Below are 18049 nucleotides of genomic sequence, written 5' to 3'. Positions count from 1 at the left end.
ACGCCGCCGGAGCGGCGCGACGACGGGCTCGTCCCCGCCTAGTCGGCCATGCTCGCCAGCAGCGAGATCAGCTGGTGGCGGCTGCTGATCTCGAGCTTGCGGTAGATCCGGGTCAGGTGCGTGTGGACGGTCGCGGGGGAGATCACCAGCCTGGTGGCCACCTCCGGGTTGGACAGCCCGTCGCCGACCAGCTTGGCCACGTTCCACTCGGCCGGGGTCAGGCCGCCCGGACGGCGGTCCGGCTCCGGCGTCGGCACCTCGTCGAGCACGATCGCCAGCGCCTGTTCCACCGACTCCGCCGGTCCCGCGTACGCCCGCGCGTACTCGTCCTCGCCGAGCACCGCCTTGGCCCTGGCCACGGCCTGCGCGGTGACCCACGCGAACGGCACCAGGCCGTCCACCCGGACACCGGTCACCCGGTGCAACCCGTGCGCCAGCCCCAGCATCCGGGCGGCGGCGGAGCCGTCACCGGCCCGGGAGTGCGCCCACCCCAACGCCTCGATCGACCACAGCGGACCCCACTTGTCGCGGATCTCCCGCTGCACCCGCAGTCCTTCCATCAGCACGTCCAGCGCGCCGACCGGGTCGCCCCACCGCGTCTGCACCACACCGCGGCACCAGTGCGCCCAGCTGATGCCCCACAGCGCGCCGAGCCGCTCGCACTCGGCGTAGAACTCCTCCGCCGCGGGCTCCGCCTGCTCACGGGAACCGAGCAGCACCAGCGACACGGTCAGCATGATGTGCGCCAGGTGGTGGTCCACCGCGAACGCGGGACCGAGCGCGCCGAACTCCTCGTGCGCCTGCCGCAGCAGCTCGACGCCGTCGACCGCGCCCAGCGCCAGCACGGCGTACGCGCCGCGCACGAACGTCACCGCGGGCACCGGCCCGCCCACCTCGCGGGCCATGGCGTCGGCCTCGTCCACCCGCCGCGCGACGAGTTCCCGCTCCACGCCCAGGCACAGCGCGATCCACGCGTCGAGGGCGATGGCGCTGGCCCGCAACGGGTCCGCGGTCGGCGGTGTGGCGGCGAGCGCGCGTCCCAGCCACAGCCGTTCTTCCGGTAATCGACCGGCGTAGGTGTACCAGCGGGTGCGGGCCAGGTCGACGCTCATCAGCAGGCCGGCGTGCGCGGTGTCGGGGTTGCGGATCAGGTCGTTGAGCACCACTCGGTGGTTGGCCATGTCCGCGTCGACCGCCGCGAGCAGGGCGGCCTCGTTGTGCCCGGCGAACGACGCGGCCAGCCGGGCGGCCTCGCGCCGGAAGTAGTCCTGGTGCCGCTGCCGCACGTGCTCGACCTCGCCGGCGGACCGCAGCTCGGCCGCGCCGTGCTGCCGGATCGGTTCGAGCAGGTGGTAGCGGGTGCGGTCGGCGGAGGGCAGCGCGATCGACTTGTCCAGCAGGCCGGCCAGCGCGTCGGCGACCTGGTCTGCGGCCAGCCCGTCGCCCGCGCACACGTCCTCCGCGGCGGTCAGGCTGAACCCGCCCTCGAACACCGACAACCGCGCCCACAGCAGGCGTTCGGCGGGCGTGCAGTGCGCGTGGCTCCAGTCGATGAGCGCGGCCATGGTCTGGTGGTGCTCGACCGCGGTGGTGTCGTTGGCGGTGAGCACGCGCATCACGTCGTCGAGCCGGTCGGCCAGCAACGACACCGGCATGGACCGCATCCGCACCACGGCCTGCTCGATGGCCAGCGGGATGCCCGACACGCGGCGCAGCACGCGCACCACGTGCGGCCAGTTCTCCGGGGTGACACGCCAGCCCGGCACGCTCGCCTCGGCCCGGTCCACCAGCAGCGCCACGGACTCGTAGTCGAGGTCCAGCGGGGCGTCCTCGGCGGGGACGTCCAGCGGCGGCACCATCACCAGCACCTCGCCGGGTACCCGCAGCCGGGCCCGGCTGGTGGCCAGGACCCGCACGCCGGGCGCGGCGCCGAGCACCGCGCGCACCAGCCGCGCCACCGGTTCCACGAGGTGCTCGCAGTTGTCCAGGACCAGCAGCACCTGCCGCGGCCGCAGGTAGTCGACGAGCGTCTCCAACGGCGTCGTGGTCGCCTGGTCGGGCACGCCGACGGCGCTCAACACGACCTGTGCCAACAATTCCGGGTCGCCGCCGCGCGCGGACGCCAGCTCGACCACCCGCACGCCGTCGTCGTAGGCGCGGTGCACCTGCGCGGCGAGTTCCAGCGCCAGCCGGGTCTTGCCGCCGCCGCCCACGCCGGTGAGCGTGATGAGCGGCGCGACACCCATCCGCCGGCGCAGCTCGGCCAGCAGATCCTTGCGGCCGACGAACGAACTCAGCGCCCGCGGCACCACACCGCCTCCCGCTGCCCGCTCGGTCATCCGGACACCGTACGACATCGGGCCGTGCGCGTGCGGTGAGATCGACAAAGCGACGCGTGGGCGAACCACCTTGCAAACCCTTGCAAAGATCGCTCCTCGTTCAGGCTCGTCAAGCCGTTTACACCCGTGTGAGGCCAGGTCTAGCCTGCAAACAATTGCACTAGCTTGCGCAACGAAGCGTGACGGGAGCAGTGATGCGAGCGAGATCGCGACGACTGACCGCTTTACTGGTGGCCCTCGGCCTGACCGGGGCGGCGTGGACCGCGCCGGGCAGTTCCGCCCAGACCGGGACGACGACACCGGCCGCCGCCGCGGCGGTGAACAGCACTACGGTCTTCTACCGCCTGCCTTCGGGGTGGCCGGTCGCCAACGTGCACTACCAACCGCGCAACGGCCCGTGGACCGCGGTGCCGGGCGAGCGCATGGAACCGGCGGCGTGCGCGGGCTGGGTGCGCCGGACGGTGTCGCTGGGCGAGGCCACCGGCCTGGTCGCGGTGTTCAACAACGGCTCGGGCACCTGGGACAACAACAACGGGCGGAACTACAGCCTGGGCACGGGCGACGTGACCGTGGCCGGCGGCGTGGTGGGCGTCGGGAACCCGTGCGGGACCGACCCCGGCCCGGACCCCGGTCCGACGAACCACGCGGAGGTCTACTACTCCACCAAGGCCCGGAACTGGACCGCGACCCGGATCCACTACCAGCCCACCGGCGGCACGTGGACGGCCGTGCCGGGCGTGCCGATGGAGCAGGTGTGCCCGGACTGGGCGCGCGCCTCGGTCGACCTCGGCCAGGCCACCGGCCTCAAGGCCGCGTTCAACAACGGCTCCGGCCAGTGGGACAACAACAACGGCGCCGACTACGCGCTGCGGACCGGGCGCAGCACCGTGAAGGACGGCGTGGTCACGCCGGACGCGACCGATCCCTGCGGACCCCCTGCCCCGCAGGACACCGTCGCGCCGAGCGTGCCCACCGGCCTGCGGGCCACCGCGTCCGCGCTCACCGTCTCGCTGACGTGGACGGCGTCCACCGACAACGTCGCGGTCGCGGGCTACGAGATCACCCGCACGGGCGGCGCGCTGGGCACCGTCGTGCGCAACAGCGGCGCGGTGGGCTTCGCCGACGGCCCGCTCACCGCGAACACGACCTACACCTACGCGCTCAAGGCCTACGACGCGGCGGGCAACAAGTCCGGCTCCACCGCGTCGGTCGCGGTGACCACGGGCGACGCGCCGCCCGCGCCACCGGGCGGCACACCGCTGGGCGGCGACCCGCGCGAGGACTCCATCTACTTCGTGATGACCGCCCGCTTCAACGACGGCGTCGCGGCCAACAACCGGGGCGGCAGCCAGCACGTGCGCTCCGGCAACGCGGCGAACAACGACCCGATGTTCCGCGGCGACTTCCAGGGCCTGGTCGACAAGCTCGACTACATCAAGGGCCTGGGCTTCTCCGCGGTCTGGATCACGCCGGTCGTGCTCAACCGCTCGGACTACGACTTCCACGGCTACCACGGCTGGGACTTCCACCGCGTCGACCCGCGCCTGGAGACGCCCGGCGCGACGTACCAGGATCTGATCAACTCCGCGCACGCCAAGGGCCTGAAGATCTACCAGGACGTCGTCTACAACCACAGCTCCCGCTGGGGCGCCAAGGGCCTGTTCCAGGCGAAGGTCTTCGGCGTCCGCGACAACCAGTGGTCCTGGTACTACGACCAGCCGGTGCAGGGCTTCGAGTACGACGGCCTGACCATCGACCCGAACACCGGCAAGTCGTACTACAACGGCGACCTGTGGTCGACCACCGAGCCCGCCGGCAACACGTGCGTCGACTGGGGCAAGCCGACGCAGCACTCCAGCCCCGAGGGCTACCGGATCTACAGCTGCCAGTGGCCGAGCCCCACCTCGGGCATGTTCCCCGCCCAGCTCTACCACCGGTGCTGGATCGGCAACTGGGAGGGCGAGGACTCCCGGTCGTGCTGGCTGCACGAGGACCTGGCCGACTTCAACACCGAGAACCCGATCGTGCAGAAGTACCTGATCGACGCCTACAACCGGTTCATCGACATGGGCGTGGACGGCTTCCGGGTGGACACCGCCGTGCACATCCCCCGCGTGACGTGGAACCGCCGGTTCCTGCCCGCCATCCAGCAGCACGCCACCGCGAAGTTCGGCGAGAAGGGCCGGGACTTCTTCGTCTTCGGCGAGGTCGCGGCGTTCGTCAACGACAAGTGGAACCGCGGCTCGGTCAACCACTCGGCGCAGTTCTTCACCTGGAAGGAGCGCCGCGAGTACAGCGCCGACGACGCCACCGCGTCGCTGGAGCAGTACTCCTACGAGCAGGGGATGGGCACGGGCGGGCAGCCGACGAGCCGCAACGCGTTCCTCGACGGCAACGCCTACCACGCGCCGGACCACTCGAAGTTCTCGGGCATGAACATCATCGACATGCGCATGCACATGAACTTCGGCGACGCGAACAACGCGTTCTGGAACGCGAAGGACTCCGACGACTCCACCAACGACGCCACCTACAACGTGACGTACGTGGACTCGCACGACTTCGGGCCGAACAAGTCCAGCGTGCGGTACGCGGGCGGGACGGGCGCGTGGGCGGAGAACATGAGCCTGATGTGGACGTTCCGGGGCATCCCGACGCTCTACTACGGCTCGGAGATCGAGTTCCAGGCGGGCAAGCCGATCGACTGCGGCCCCACGTGCCCGCTGGCGACGACGGGTCGGGCGTACTACGGCGACCACCTCGCGGGCCAGGTGACGGCGTCGGACTACGGCGTCGTGTCGTCCGCGTCCGGTCAGGTCGCGACCACGTTGCAGAAACCGCTGGTCAAGCACGTGCAGCGGCTCAACCAGATCCGCCGTGCGGTGCCCGCGCTGCAGAAGGGCCAGTACTCGACGGAGGGCGTGTCCGGCGGGATGGCGTTCAAGCGCCGCTACACCTCCGGCTCGGTGGACAGCTTCGCGCTGGTCGCGATCTCGGGTTCGGCGACGTTCACCGGCGTGCCCGACGGCACCTACCGCGACGCCGTCACGGGTGACACGAAGACCGTCACCGGCGGCAGCCTCACCGCGAACCCCGGCGGCCAGGGCAACGCGCGGGTCTACGTGCTGGACCTGCCGGGCAACCCGGCGCCGGGCAAGGTCGGCGCCGACGGCCCGTACCTGAAGTGACCTCCGGCGGGCGGGCGTGCCCTCTCCCACCGCCCGCCCGCCGGACCCCCACACCTTCGGGTGACGTCGTCGGCGGTGCTGGTCCTGGCCGCCGCGTCCGGTGCGCTCGCGCTCGGACCCCACGCCGCCGGGCCCGGACCTCCCGCCCGAGCGCCGGGCCCGCCGGATCCGCAGACCGGGTCAGACCCAGGCCAGCACCGACTCCACCTCGACGTCGAGCTCGGACACCGGGACGTGGCCGAACTGCTCCACCACGACCCGGCCGTCACGCCGCCGCCACGTGCCGCGCACCTGACCGTCCACGACGACGTGCGGACCCACGGTCTGCACCAAGGGTGCGTGCAGGGGATCCAGCAGCAGGGTGCGGTCGGCGTAGCCGAGCAGGAATGTGTCGAAGGGGCCGAGGAGCCGGACCGTGCCGTCGAGGTCGGCGGCGTCGGTCGTCGGCAGCTGCCAGCCGTGCTTGCCCTCCACCAGCTCGTCGAACGGGAACGCGGCGCGCACCTCGACCTCCGGCAAGCCGCTCCACGCGGTGAAGTCCTCGACCGTCGCGGGGCCGTAGGCGCGCAGGTAGCGGCGGACCAGCTCGGCGACGCCGCGCGGCTCGGCGTCGACGCGGGGGAGCAGCCGGTAGGTCGACTCGCCCGCGACGACCACGCCCTTGTTGGCGGCGTAGGCCAGCAGGTAGGCGGGCGCGGGGGTGGCCGGGTCGAGCGCCACGCCCACGTCCGCGAGCCGGGCCACGACCTGCGGCCTGGTCAGCGGTTCGGTCAGCACCTCCCGCAGGGCGTCCGACGCCCGCGCGCACACCTCGTCGGTCAGGCCGAGTTCCAGCCGCCGACGCCTCGACCGGGCCACGTTCACCGGGCCCAGCAACCCCACCAGCCAGCCGACGTCCTCCCGGCGCAGCAGGTGCACCGCGCCACGCATCGCGCACGTCCGCACCACGTCACCGGCCTCCAGCGCGGCGCGCAGGTCGGCGGGGGAGACGCCGGTGGTGCGGGCCCGCACGGCGAGACCCGCCGCCGTGGTGTCCTGCGCCTGCACCGCGAGCACGTCGTGCAGCAGCTCGGGCAGCGAACGGGCGGGGGTCGTCAGGCGTTGCGCCCGCATGCGCAGCGCCCTCGCCCGACCGGCGGTCACTTCGGCCCCGCGCCCGTCGAGCCGCGCACCACGAGTTCCGGCAGGAACACGAACTCGGCGTGCGGCGCCGGCGTGCCGCCGATCTCCTCCAGCAGCGCGTTGACCGCGGCCTGGCCCATCGCCTCGACGGGCTGGCGCAACGTGGTCAGCGGCGGGTCGGCGAACACGATCAGCGGGGAGTCGTCGAACCCCACCACGGACACGTCCTGCGGCACGCCCAGCCCGCGCTGCCGGGCGGCCCGGATCGCGCCGAACGCCATCAGGTCGCTGCCGCAGATGATCGCCGTGCACCCCTTGTCCAGCAGCGCCGTCGCTGCGGACTGGCCGCCCTCGACAGTGAACAGCGAGTGCTGCACCAGCGCCTCGGCCTGCTCGGCGGTGTAGGGGAGCGCGGTGCGCATGTGCTGCACGAATCCCTCGATCTTGCGCAGCACGGGCACGAACCGCCGCGGCCCGACGGCCAGGCCGATGCGCTCGTGCCCCAGCTCCACCAGGTGCGACACCGCCAGCCGCATGGCCGCGCGGTCGTCGGTCGACATGAACGGCGCGGAGATCTTCTCCGTGTAGCCGTTGATCATGACGAACGGGATGCCGCGGCCGGCCAGCTTGGTGTAGCGGCCCGTGTCGGCGGTGGAGTCGGCGTGCAGGCCGGAGACGAACACGATCCCGGCCACGCCCCGGTCCACCAGCATCTCGGTGAGCTGGTCCTCGGTCGACCCGCCCGGCGTCTGCGTGCACAGCAGCGGCGTGTAGCCCGCGCTGGTCAGCACCTGTTCCACGACCTGCGCGAGGGCGGGGAAGATCGGGTTGCCCAGCTCGGGCGTGATCAGCCCGATGAGCCCGGCGCTGCGCTGCCGCAGCCGGGGCGGTCGTTCGTAGCCGAGCAGGTCCATCGCGGCCACCACCGCCTGGCGGGTGGCCGACGACACGCCGGACTTGCCGTTGAAGACCCGGCTGACGGTCGCCTCGCTGACCCCGGCCTGCGCGGCGATGTCGCTCAACCGGGCGGTCACGCCGTCCATGTGGGTCCTTTCCGTCGCGGCGACACGCGCACCCGAAGGAAAGTCCTTGCAAAGGCTTTCAGCAAGCCCTTGACAGTCACAGTTCGGGCGCCAACCCCGCTGAACCGAGGCAGAGGGCGGCCTGCCGGGTTCCGGCGGCCATCGCCTCGGCGACGTCGGCCCCCGCGAGGTGGGCGACCAGGAAGCCGGAGAAGAAGGCGTCACCGGCGCCGTTGGTGTCCACGATCTCCTCGACCGGCACGGCGGGCACGTGGTGGACGGCGCCGTCCACCACGGCCAGCGCGCCCTCGGCGCCGAGCGTGGCGACGGCGGGCTTGCTGAGCGACTTGAGGAACACCAGCAGCGCGTCGCGCTCGGCGAAGGCGTCGTCGTTGAGGAAGACGCGGTCGGCCGCGTCGAGGAAGTCGCGGTGGAACCCCGCGACGCCGTCGTAGTCGTGCAGGTCGCACCACACCGGCACGCCGGCCGCACGGGCGGCGGACAGCAGGGGGCGGGCGTGCTCGGCGAGGTCGATCACCGCCGCGTCGGCCGCCGCGAGCGCGGCCAGCGCGCGTTCGTCGTGCTCGGCCTGGCGCAGCCGGGGGAGTTCGAGGTAGATCGACACGCGCCCGCCGTGCGGGTCCATCAGGTTGAGGTGCTGCTCGGTGGCGGTGTCGACCACCTCGGCGATCACCTCGACCCCGGCCCGTTCGAGCACGTCGAGCACCGACCGGCCGGCCTCGTCGTCGCCGACGACGGTCCGCAGCGTGACGTCAGCGCCGAGCGAGGCGAGGTTCAGCGCCTTGCCCGCCGACGTGCCGCCGACCGCCACGCGGTGGCCGGTCGCGAACACGGTGTGCGGCCTGGCCTGCGGCAACCGGTCCAGCAACACCAGTCGGTTCCACGACACCGGCCCCGCGACGAACACCTTCGGCTTGTGCATGAGCGCCATTCTGAGGCGTGATCAACACATCGGCCAACGACGGGCAAGCGCGGCTGCAAGTCCTGTCATGTTCGCATCTATAGCTTCAGTGTTGACTAAAATAAAGAGCGGTCCTCACGTGCTCCGCGATATAAGGAACATGATCGACTCAACCCACCACCAGCTCCGGGAAGGCTGCTCGATGCCACGGAACAGCAAGTTACTGAGACGTTCCCTCGTGCCCGTCGCCACCACCGTCACCGCGGTGGGCTCGCTCGTCCTGATCGCACCACCGGCCGTCGCCGCCGAGACCGACGTGCCCTGCGACCCGTCCGCGCTGGTCGCCGCCGTCGCCGCGGCCAACGCGTCGGCTGTCCCGGACACCTTGTCCCTGGCGGCGAACTGCGTCTACACGCTCACCGCGCCCGCGGTGGCGGAGGGGGAGGACGGGCTGCCGGCCATCGCCGGGAAGCTCACGATCCACGGCAACGGCGCCACCATCGCCCGGGCCGCGAACGCGCCGCGGTTCCGGCTCATCTCCAACTGGGGCGACCTGAGCCTCGACCACGTCACGCTCACCGGCGGCCGTGCCCCGGACGCGGTCGGCACTGACTCCTACGGGGAGGGGAACCAGGGCGACTCGGGCGGGGCCATCCAGAACTGGGGTCCGCTGACCATCAGCGACAGCGTGCTGACCGGCAACGCCGCCGGCGCGGGTGCGCCCGGTGCGGACGCGACGGCCACGAGCGCGCGCGCCGGTCGCGGTGGGCTCGGTGGTTCCGGCGGCGCCATTTCCTCCTACGGCTCGACCTCGGTGCCGCTGACCATCACCGACAGCACGATCACCGGCAACTCCAGCGGCCCCGGTGGTCGCGGCGGCAACGGCATCGGCCAGGTGGCGGGTGGCCGGGGCGGCTCGGGCGGCTTCGGCGGAGGCGTGCACACCGTCTCCGGCACCGCGCTGCGGATCAGCGGCGGCCTCGTCCGCGGGAACGCCGCCGCCGACGGTGGCGTGGGCGGATCCGGTGGCGTCGACGGCGGTGGGGGAGGGGACGGCGGCAGCGGTGGTACCGGCGGTGGGGTGGACGTGGGCGGCCGCGAGGGCCAGGCGTTGAGCCCGTCCGTCACCGGTGTCGTGATCACGGCCAACCGGGCCGGCCGGGGTGGTGACGCCGGCGCTGCGGGGCCCGGCGGCTACGCCGGGTTTGCCGGTTTCGGCGGCAGCGGAGGAGGGGTCGCCGTGTACCGCGAGACCCTCACCCTCGCCCGCGCCAGGGTCACCAACAACGCCGCGGGCGAGGCGGGGGCGGGTCTGTCACCGTTGCCGGGCTCCGGCGGCGGCATCGACACCCTGTACGCGCACGTCACGTTGGTCAACGGGACCGTGGTGACCGCCAACCGGCCGAACAACTGCGACTCCGCGGTCGACGTGCCCGGCTGCACCAACGTCCCGGTCGCCGTCCGGGTCCAGCGCACCGATGGCGCAGCTGGTCGGAACCTCCAGGTCGACGACCACGCCCGAGTGTCTCGGGTCGCGTCGGTGACAGTGAGGTAGTCGAACCGCGTCCCGCCCGAAGCACGCACACTTGGTCAGCTCGATAGCTTCAGTTTTGACTGAAAAGAAGTCTCCAGTCGCACCGTCGCCAAACTGCACATCGAGCCACGAGCACACAACCCGCTCAAGGCGACGCAGGGGAGTGGTGGACGCCCCGCCGGTGCTCCCGGCGGGGCCGCGGCCTGGCCTGCGGCAACCGGTCCGGCAACACCAGTGCGCGGACGGGCGGACGCGGCGACACCGCACCTGGGCACCGGAGATCGTCCCGGCGGTGTGGTCGTCAGGCGAAGTTCTTCCTGGGTGTGGTCGGCCAGGCAATCCGCAGGCCGACCACACCCAGTCTCTTCATCTTCTCAATGACTTCAGTGTTGATCAAAATTAGGCACACTCAGGGTGACGTACGCAAACACGCCACCCCAAAAAACAGCAAGGAGACCTGGGCGGACCGGGGCTACGCCTGCTCGGACCACCAGCGGCGGCCGGTTTCGGGCAGGGTGGAGATCGGGTCGTAGTAGGGGTAGCGGCGGTCGAGGGCCTCGGGGTCTTCGAGTTCGATGCCGGTGCGGTAGTTCTTGGTCCAGTAGGAGATGCCGAGTTCGCGGTCGTACTCGTGGAGCTGGTGGACCCACCTCTTGCCGACGTACGGGACGTCGCAGACGATGCGCGGCGTGGCGTAGCCGGGCAGGTAGCCCATGATCGCGTGCTGGAGTTCCTGAGCTTCCCAGACGGCGACGCGCCAGTGCTCGGCGTTGGGGATCATGTCGCACATGTAGAAGTAGTACGGCAGGATGTTCGCTTCGCCCTGGAGCGCGAAGCAGAGGTCGAGCAGGTCTTCCGGGGTGGCGTTGACGCCCTTCATGAGCACGCCCTGGTTGCGGACGTCGCGGACGCCGACTTCGAGGGCGGTGCGGGCGGCTTCGGCGACGAGCGGTGTGACGGTCTGGACGTGGTTGACGTGGGTGTGGATGGCGAGGTTGACGCCGCGGCGGCCGGCGGTGCGGGCGACGCGTTCGAGGCCTTCGACGACTTTGGGTTGCAGCCAGTGCTGGGGTAGTCCGGCGAGGGCTTTGGTGGCGAGGCGGACGTCGCGGACGGTGTCGATGTCGAGCAGTCGCATGAGGAACGACTCGAGTTGGGGCCAGGGGACGTTGGCGACGTCGCCGCCGGAGACGACGACGTCGCGGACGCCGGGTGTGCGCTTGAGGTAGTCGATCATCTGTTCTTGGCGGTCGACGGGCTTGAGCGCGAGCTTGTGCTTCTGGACCTGGGGCGTGGAGTTGCCGACGAGGTCCATGCGGGTGCAGTGGCCGCAGTACTGGGGGCAGGTGGAGACGAGTTCGGCGAGGACTTTGGTGGGGTAGCGGTGGGTGAGGCCTTCGACGACCCACATCTCGGCTTCGTGCAGTGAGTCGCGGGCGGAGTGGGGGTGGCTCGGCCAGTCCGGGTCGCGGTCGGATCGCACGGGGATCATGTAGCGGCGGATGGGGTCGGCGAAGAAGGCTTCGGTGAACGCCTCGGGGTCGAGTGGGGCGTCGGGTGCCATGGTGTTGATCATCTGGGGTGGCACGAGCATGGACATGGTGGCGGATTGCTGCTGGTCGGCGGCCAGTTCGTCGTAGAACCGGTCGGTGAGCAGGTCGCCCATGAGGGTGCGCAGCTGTTTGGGGTTCTTGATGCAGTTGGCGCGTTGCCACTGGGCGTCGCGCCATTGGGTGTCGGTGGTGTCGCGCCAGCCGGGGAAGCGGCGCCAGTCGGGTTCGACCAGCTCTTGGCGCACGTAGGTGTAGGGCTGGAGGTCAGCCCTGGGCTGCGTGGGTGTGACCTCGTGCAGCGCAGTCATCCATGCTCCCTGTCGGTCGAGTGGCGTGAAGATATGCTGCCAGATGGCGGGTTGGCCGTAAATATTTCGGCAGGGAGCGTTTCGGGGCGTTCGTGCGTTGGGTTGGGTATGCGTGTGTTCGCGGTACTGCTGGTGGGCCTGGCTGTGGAGGTCACCGCTCTGGTGGCGGCGTTCGGGGCGTGGGGTCTGTTGCCGACCCTGGGTCTGCTGGTGCTGGGCGGGGTGGTGGGTTCGGTGTTGATGCGTCGTGAGGGGTCGCGGGCGGTGGCGGCGTTCTCGGAGGCGTTGCGGACGCGTCGGGCGCCGCATCAGGAGATCGCGGACGGTGTGCTGATCGCGGCGGCGGCGTTCTTGATCATCGTGCCGGGGTTCGTGAGCGACGTGGTGGGGCTGTTCCTGTTGTTCCCGCCGACGCGGCGGTTGTTGAGCAGGCGGATCGCGCGGCGTGCGGAGGAGCGGGAGCGGGCGATGGTGTTGAACGTGCGGTACGGGCAGCACCCGATGGCGGGTGGTGTGGTGGTGGACGGCGATGTGGTGGAGGTGCGGCCGGAGTCGTCGTCGGATCGGCCGGAGTTGACCTGATCGGGTGTGGGGGGCGGTTTCGCGCTGCCGGGCCGGTGGGGCGGTTCCTAGGCTTCGCCCTGGTTCGTTCCCAGGGAGAGGTGTGGTCATGTCGGGTGATCTGCGGTTGGACAACGTCGACCGGGCGTTCGCGGTGTTCGACGTGGATGGTGACGGGGTGATCGGCTGGGAGGACTTCTCGGCGGCGGCTCGGGGTGTGGGTCGGGAGTTCGGGTTGGGGGTGGAGTCGCCGGAGGTGCGGAGCCTGGTGGCGGCGTACCGGGCGGTGTGGGAGTACGTGGTGGGGGCGGATCTGGATTCGGACGGTGTGGTGGACCGGGGTGAGTTCCGGGCGGCGCACGAGTCGGGTCGGGTGTCGGCGGGTGGGTTGGTGGAGAAGTGGTTGGTGGTGTCGGAGCGGACTTTCGAGTTGGCGGATCGTGATGGTGACGGTCTGCTGGACGGGAGTGGGTTCGCGGGGATCTACCGGGGTGCGGGGGTGACGGATCCGCAGGTGGCGGCGATCGCGTTCGCGGGGATGGACGTGGATGGCAGTGGGCGGGTGGATCGGGCGGAGTTCTTGGCGAACGTGCGGGGTTTCTTCACGGCGGGGGATGCGTCGGTGAAGGGCTCGCGGATGCTGAGCGAGGGCTGAGCGAGGGCTGAGGGTGTCGGTCGGGGTGTTGTCGGGGGGTGGCTTGGGTACGTGAGACGGCATGACCGTCATCGGTGTGCACGCGTCTCATGAGCAGGTTCACCCTTCCGCGTTGTTGGCGGCGGTGCGGCGGGCGGAGGAGGTGGGGTTCGACGCCGCGATGTGTTCGGACCACTTCTCGCCGTGGAGTGCGCGGCAGGGGCAGAGCGGGTTCGCGTGGTCGTGGTTGGGTGCGGCGCTGGAGGCGACGGGGTTGCCGTTCGGGGTGGTGAACGCGCCTGGTCAGCGGTATCACCCGGCGGTGATCGCGCAGGCGATCGGGACGTTGGGTGCGATGTACCCGGGTCGGTTCTGGGCGGCGTTGGGCAGTGGTGAGGCGAGCAACGAGCACGTCACGGGTGGGGGTTGGCCGCGCAAGGAGGTGCGGAACGCGCGGTTGTCGGAGTGCGTGGAGGTGATCCGGGCGTTGTTGGCGGGGGAGGAGGTCAGTCACGACGGTCTGGTGACGGTGGACCGGGCGCGGTTGTGGACGAGGCCTGACGAGCCGCCGTTGTTGGTCGGTGCGGCGGTGAGCGAGGAGACCGCGCGGTGGTGCGCGGGGTGGGCGGACGGGTTGATCACGGTGAACGCGTCGGCCGAGCGGTTGGAGCGGGTGGTGGCGGCGTACCGGGACGCGGGTGGTCGGGGGAAGCTGCACCTGCAGGTCCACTTGAGTTGGGCGGACACCGATGAGGAGGCGCGGTCGATAGCGCACGAGCAGTGGCGGAGCAACGTGTTCGGGCCGCCGGTGTGCTGGGACCTGGAGACGGCGGAGCACTTCGACGTGGTGTCGGAGCACGTGTCGGTGGAGCAGGTGGCGGGTGTGGTGAACGTGTCGTCGGATCTGGGGTGGCACGCGAAGGCGATCCGGGAGTACGCGGAGTTGGGGTTCGAGGAGGTCTACCTGCACCACGTGGGGCAGGAGCAGGAGCGGTTCCTGGATGCTTTCGGTGAGCGGGTGCTGCCGGAGGTGCGGTCGTGAAGTTGACGAGGACCGCGGATCTGTGGTGGAAGAACGCCGTCGTGTACTGCTTGGACGTGGAGACGTTCCACGATTCGAACGGTGACGGGTTCGGTGATTTCCGGGGGTTGATCGACAAGATCGACCACTTGCACAAGATGGGTGTGACGTGTTTGTGGTTGATGCCGTTCTTCCCGACGCCGGATCGGGATGACGGTTATGACATCACGGATTTCTACGGGGTGGACCCGCGGTTGGGGACGTTGGGTGATTTCGTGGAGTTCGTGCGGACGGCGCGTGACCGGGGGATGCGGGTGATCGCGGATCTGGTGGTGAACCACACGTCGGACCAGCATCCGTGGTTCCAGGCGGCGCGTGATCCGGGTAGTCCGTTCCACGACTGGTACGTGTGGGCGGACGAGCCGCCGGCGGACGCGTCGGAGGGGGTGGTGTTCCCGGACAAGGAGAAGTCGTTGTGGACGTACGACCGGAAGGCGAAGCGGTATTACCTGCACCGGTTCTACCGGCACCAGCCTGATCTGAACGTGGCGAACCCGGCGGTGCGGGACGAGATCGCGCGGGTGATGGGGTTCTGGATGGAGTTGGGGTTGTCGGGGTTCCGGGTGGACGCGGTGCCGTTCTTGTTGGAGGCGCCGATCGAGGCGTTGCCGGATCCGCACGACTACCTGGCGGATTTGCGGGCGTTCTTGTCGCGGCGCAACGGCGAGGCGATCCTGTTGGGTGAGGTGAATCTGCCTTATGCGGAGGCGATGGCGTTCTTCGGCGGGTCGGACGGTGTGGGCGACGAGTTGCACATGTGTTTCGACTTCATCGGGATGCAGCAGATGTACTTGTCGTTGGCGCGGGGGGACGCGAGTCCGTTGACGCATGCGTTGAAGGAGCGGCCGAGTCCGCCGCGGGATTGTCATTGGGCGACGTTCGTGCGCAATCACGACGAGTTGACGTTGGACAAGTTGACGGAGCCGGAGCGGCAGGAGGTGTTCGCGGCGTTCGGGCCGGAGGAGGACATGCAGCTGTACGGGCGTGGGTTGCGGCGGCGGTTGCCGTCGATGCTGGGCGGGGACCTGGCCCGGATCAAGATGGTGTACAGCCTGTTGTTCTCGTTGCCGGGGACTCCGGTGTTGTTCTACGGCGAGGAGGTCGGGATGACGGAGGACCTGTCGCTGGAGGGTCGGTTGGCGGTGCGGACGCCGATGTGGTGGGACGCGGTGGACGAGCAGCGTGGTGATCCGGGGTCGTTGTTGGGGTGGACCCGGTTGTTGGTGGAGCGGTATCGGGAGTGTCCGGAGTTGGCGTGGGGGACGTTCACGGCGATCGACACGGCGGTGCCGTCGGTGTTGGCGCACCGGTGTGAGATCGACGGTGGTGTGGTGGTGGCGGTGCACAACTTCGCGGGTGAGGACGTGTCGGTGGAGGTGCCGAGGGTGGAGGGTGTGCTGACGGATCTGTTGGTGGACGGGACGGTGGAGCCGGGGAAGGACGGGACGGCGAGGGTGGAGTTGGGTCCGTACGGGTGTCGGTGGTTCCGTCAGGTGAGGCGGTAGCCGTGGGCGGGTCGGTTGGCCATGCCGTAGCGGGGTAGGACTTCGGCTTTGCCGGTGGTGACGAGGTGTTCGAGGTAGCGGCGTGCGCTGACGCGGGAGAGTCCGGCGCGGTCGCCGACTTCTTGGGCGGAGAGGTCGTGGTCGGTGGTCTTGAGGGCGTCGACGACGAGTTTGAGGGTGAGGGGGGAGAGTCCTTTGGGGAGGGCGGCGCGGGGTCGGTGTTGCAGGAGTTGGTCGACTTCGTCCTGGTCGAGCCAGGGGCCGAGGCGTTGGACTTCGGTGCGGCGGGTGAGGTATTCGCGCATGCGGTCGAGGAACGCGGCGCGGGTGAAGGGTTTGACGAGGTAGTGGTCGACGCCGCGGGACATGGCTTGGCGGACGGTTTCGCGTTCGCGGGCGGCGGTGACGGCGATGACGTCGACGGGTGGTCCGGGTCGGGTGCGGAGTCGGGCGAGGACGTCGAGGCCGGAGATGTCGGGGAGGTGGATGTCGAGGAGGACGAGGTCGGGGCGGAGGGTGTCGACGGCGCGGAGGGCTTCGCCGCCGCCGTGTGCTTCGCCGACGACGGTGAAGTCGGGGAGGGCTTCGAGGAAGCCGCGGTGGACGGCGGCGACGGCGAAGTCGTCGTCGACGACGAGGGTGCGGACGGTCATCGGGCGGCCTCCGGGAGCCAGACGTCGAACGAGGCTCCGCCGAGTTCGGAGTCGGTGAGGTGGACTTGTCCGCTGCGTCGGGTGACGACGCGGGAGACGAGGGCGAGGCCGATGCCTCGGCCGTGTGCGCCTCGGGGTGCTTTGGTGCTGACGCCGAGGGTGAAGATGCGGGTGCGTTCGGTGTGGTCGATGCCGGGTCCGTCGTCGTCGACGACGACGCGGACGCCGGTGGTGTCGGAGTGGACGAGGACGCGGACGGTGCCGCCGGGGTCGACGGCGTCGACGGCGTTGTCGACGAGGTTGCCCAGGACGGTGAGGGCGTCGTCGCCGGTGCGGGTGTGGATGGTGGTGGCGGGGTCGAGGCGCAGGGTGACGCCGCGTTCGTGGGCGGTGGAGGACTTGGCGAGCAGGAGTGCGGCGAGGGCGGGGTCGGTCATGGCGCCGCCGATGATGTCGGAGGTGGCTGAGCCGGTGCCGCCGACGCGTTCGATGTAGGCGACGGCGTCGTCGCGTCGGTCGAGTTCGACGAGGCCGCTGATGACGTGCAGGTGGTTGGTGAATTCGTGGGCTTGGGCGCGGAGGACTTCGGTGACGGTGCGTTGGCCGTCGAGTTCGCGCAGGGCGTCGTGGAGTTCGGTGCGGTCGCGGAGGGTGAGGACGACGCCGACGGGGCGGCCGTGGGTTTTGGCGGTGGTGCGGTTGGCGACGAGGACGCGTTCGCCGGCGAGGACGAGGCGGTCGGAGACGTCGTCGTGGGTGCGGGCGAGGTCGAGGAGGCCGCCGTCTTCGAGGATGGTTTCGGCGGGTTGTCCGGTGGGGTCTTCGGTGAGGTCGAGGAGGCGGAGGGCTTCGTCGTTGACGAGGACGAGGCGTTCGTGGTCGTCGACGGCGACGACGCCTTCGCGGATGCCGTGGAGCATGGCGTGGCGGGTTTCGAGGAGGTGGGCGATCTCGTCGGGTTCGAGGCGGAAGGTGCGTTTGCGGACCATGCGGGTGACGAGGGTGGCGCCGAGGACGCCGACGAGGGCGGCGGCGGCGAGCCAGCCGATGAGTTCGGGGAGGTCTTCGGCGAGGTCGGCGGCGAGTTCGCTTTCGAGGATGCCGACGGAGGCCATGCCGATGATGGCGCCGGTGGTGTCGCGGATGGGGACTTTGGCGCGGAGGCTGGTGCCGAGGGTGCCGGTTTCGGTGCCGACGAAGACGTGGCCGGACAGGGCGGTGCTGGGGTCGGTGGAGACGGGTTCGCCGATGCGGTCGGGGTCGGGGTGGGCGTAGCGGCGGCCGGTGCGGTCGGTGACGACGACGTAGGTGACGCCGGAGGCTTTGCGGAGCAGTTCGGCGAGGGGCTGGATGGTGGCGGCGGGGTCGGGGGAGGTGAAGGCGTCGACGACGGTGGGGAGGCGGGCGACGCTTTCGGCGACGGAGAGCATGCGGTCTTTGTAGGCCTCGCGGATGCGGTCGCTTTGGAGTTTGGCCGCCAGGAGGCCCGCGGTGCAGGTGGTGGCGAGGACGATGACGACCTGCAGGACGAGGAGGGTGACACCGAGGGGGACCGAACGGCGGCGCATGGCAGAGCATTCTGGCCCAACGCGTGTGAGCCCGGCCACGACCAAAACGACCAATACGT

Annotated in this window: 13 protein-coding genes; 6 read left to right on the top strand and 7 right to left on the bottom strand. The window is 70.5% G+C overall.

The window, feature by feature from the left end; all coding sequences use genetic code 11:
- Window positions 1-38: 38 nt before the first annotated feature.
- The gene (locus tag ACZ7GX_RS30125; RefSeq protein ID WP_498781522.1) at window positions 39-2339 is read right to left on the bottom strand and encodes a helix-turn-helix transcriptional regulator; all 2301 of its coding nucleotides are present in this window, start codon (window positions 2337-2339) and stop codon (window positions 39-41) included.
- Between the two features lie 194 nt (window positions 2340-2533).
- Here ACZ7GX_RS30125 and ACZ7GX_RS30120 point away from each other — a divergent pair, with 194 nt between their 5' ends.
- Window positions 2534-5527, top strand: coding sequence for a carbohydrate binding domain-containing protein (locus tag ACZ7GX_RS30120; protein WP_498781521.1), 2994 nt, complete (start codon window positions 2534-2536; stop codon window positions 5525-5527).
- A 180-nt stretch (window positions 5528-5707) separates the two neighbouring features.
- Here the strand turns inward: ACZ7GX_RS30120 and ACZ7GX_RS30115 are convergent, their stop codons facing one another.
- The 3 genes from ACZ7GX_RS30115 to ACZ7GX_RS30105 form a co-directional block, all read right to left on the bottom strand.
- Window positions 5708-6640 (bottom strand): winged helix DNA-binding domain-containing protein, encoded by a 933-nt coding sequence (locus ACZ7GX_RS30115; RefSeq protein ID WP_498781520.1) that lies wholly within the window; start codon window positions 6638-6640, stop codon window positions 5708-5710.
- 26 nt (window positions 6641-6666) lie between these two features.
- Window positions 6667-7692: a LacI family DNA-binding transcriptional regulator gene (locus tag ACZ7GX_RS30110; protein WP_498781519.1), complete on the bottom strand. Its 1026-nt coding sequence runs from the start codon at window positions 7690-7692 to the stop codon at window positions 6667-6669.
- 76 nt (window positions 7693-7768) lie between these two features.
- Window positions 7769-8614, bottom strand: coding sequence for a carbohydrate kinase family protein (locus ACZ7GX_RS30105; RefSeq protein WP_498781517.1), 846 nt, complete (start codon window positions 8612-8614; stop codon window positions 7769-7771).
- A gap of 217 nt (window positions 8615-8831) precedes the next feature.
- On the opposite strand from ACZ7GX_RS30105, the gene ACZ7GX_RS30100 reads away from it, so the two are divergent.
- Window positions 8832-10148 carry a hypothetical protein gene (locus tag ACZ7GX_RS30100; RefSeq protein ID WP_498781516.1) on the top strand — a complete coding sequence of 439 codons (1317 nt, stop codon included), beginning with the start codon at window positions 8832-8834 and terminating at the stop codon, window positions 10146-10148.
- A gap of 451 nt (window positions 10149-10599) precedes the next feature.
- Here the strand turns inward: ACZ7GX_RS30100 and ACZ7GX_RS30095 are convergent, their stop codons facing one another.
- Complete coding sequence (locus tag ACZ7GX_RS30095) at window positions 10600-11988, bottom strand: KamA family radical SAM protein (RefSeq protein WP_498781514.1); 1389 nt, start codon at window positions 11986-11988, stop codon at window positions 10600-10602.
- Between the two features lie 108 nt (window positions 11989-12096).
- Here ACZ7GX_RS30095 and ACZ7GX_RS30090 point away from each other — a divergent pair, with 108 nt between their 5' ends.
- The 4 genes from ACZ7GX_RS30090 (at window position 12097) to ACZ7GX_RS30075 (ending at window position 15769) form a co-directional block, all read left to right on the top strand.
- Window positions 12097-12570, top strand: a complete 474-nt coding sequence (locus ACZ7GX_RS30090; RefSeq protein WP_498781513.1) for an FxsA family protein — start codon at window positions 12097-12099, stop codon at window positions 12568-12570.
- 88 nt (window positions 12571-12658) lie between these two features.
- Window positions 12659-13204, top strand: a complete 546-nt coding sequence (locus ACZ7GX_RS30085) for an EF-hand domain-containing protein (protein WP_498781511.1) — start codon at window positions 12659-12661, stop codon at window positions 13202-13204.
- A gap of 61 nt (window positions 13205-13265) precedes the next feature.
- Complete coding sequence (locus ACZ7GX_RS30080; RefSeq protein WP_498781510.1) at window positions 13266-14225, top strand: TIGR03885 family FMN-dependent LLM class oxidoreductase; 960 nt, start codon at window positions 13266-13268, stop codon at window positions 14223-14225.
- Complete coding sequence (locus tag ACZ7GX_RS30075; protein WP_498781509.1) at window positions 14222-15769, top strand: alpha-amylase family protein; 1548 nt, start codon at window positions 14222-14224, stop codon at window positions 15767-15769. The genes ACZ7GX_RS30080 and ACZ7GX_RS30075 overlap by 4 nt, the downstream gene beginning before the upstream one ends.
- On the opposite strand, the gene ACZ7GX_RS30070 is transcribed toward ACZ7GX_RS30075, so the two are convergent.
- Together ACZ7GX_RS30070 and ACZ7GX_RS30065 are read right to left on the bottom strand one after the other, a co-directional pair.
- The gene (locus ACZ7GX_RS30070; RefSeq protein ID WP_498781508.1) at window positions 15754-16422 is read right to left on the bottom strand and encodes a response regulator; all 669 of its coding nucleotides are present in this window, start codon (window positions 16420-16422) and stop codon (window positions 15754-15756) included. The two genes, ACZ7GX_RS30075 and ACZ7GX_RS30070, sit on opposite strands and share 16 nt — an antisense overlap.
- On the bottom strand, window positions 16419-18029 hold the full coding sequence (locus ACZ7GX_RS30065; protein ID WP_498781580.1) for an ATP-binding protein: 1611 nt from the start codon (window positions 18027-18029) through the stop codon (window positions 16419-16421). Before ACZ7GX_RS30065 ends, ACZ7GX_RS30070 begins: the two co-directional genes overlap by 4 nt.
- Window positions 18030-18049 lie beyond the last annotated feature (20 nt).

The sequence above is a fragment of the Actinosynnema sp. NPDC037264 genome (genome assembly GCF_055603705.1).
The sequence above is the reverse complement of the archived record's forward strand: the minus strand, read 5'-3'. Positions and strand labels throughout refer to the sequence as shown.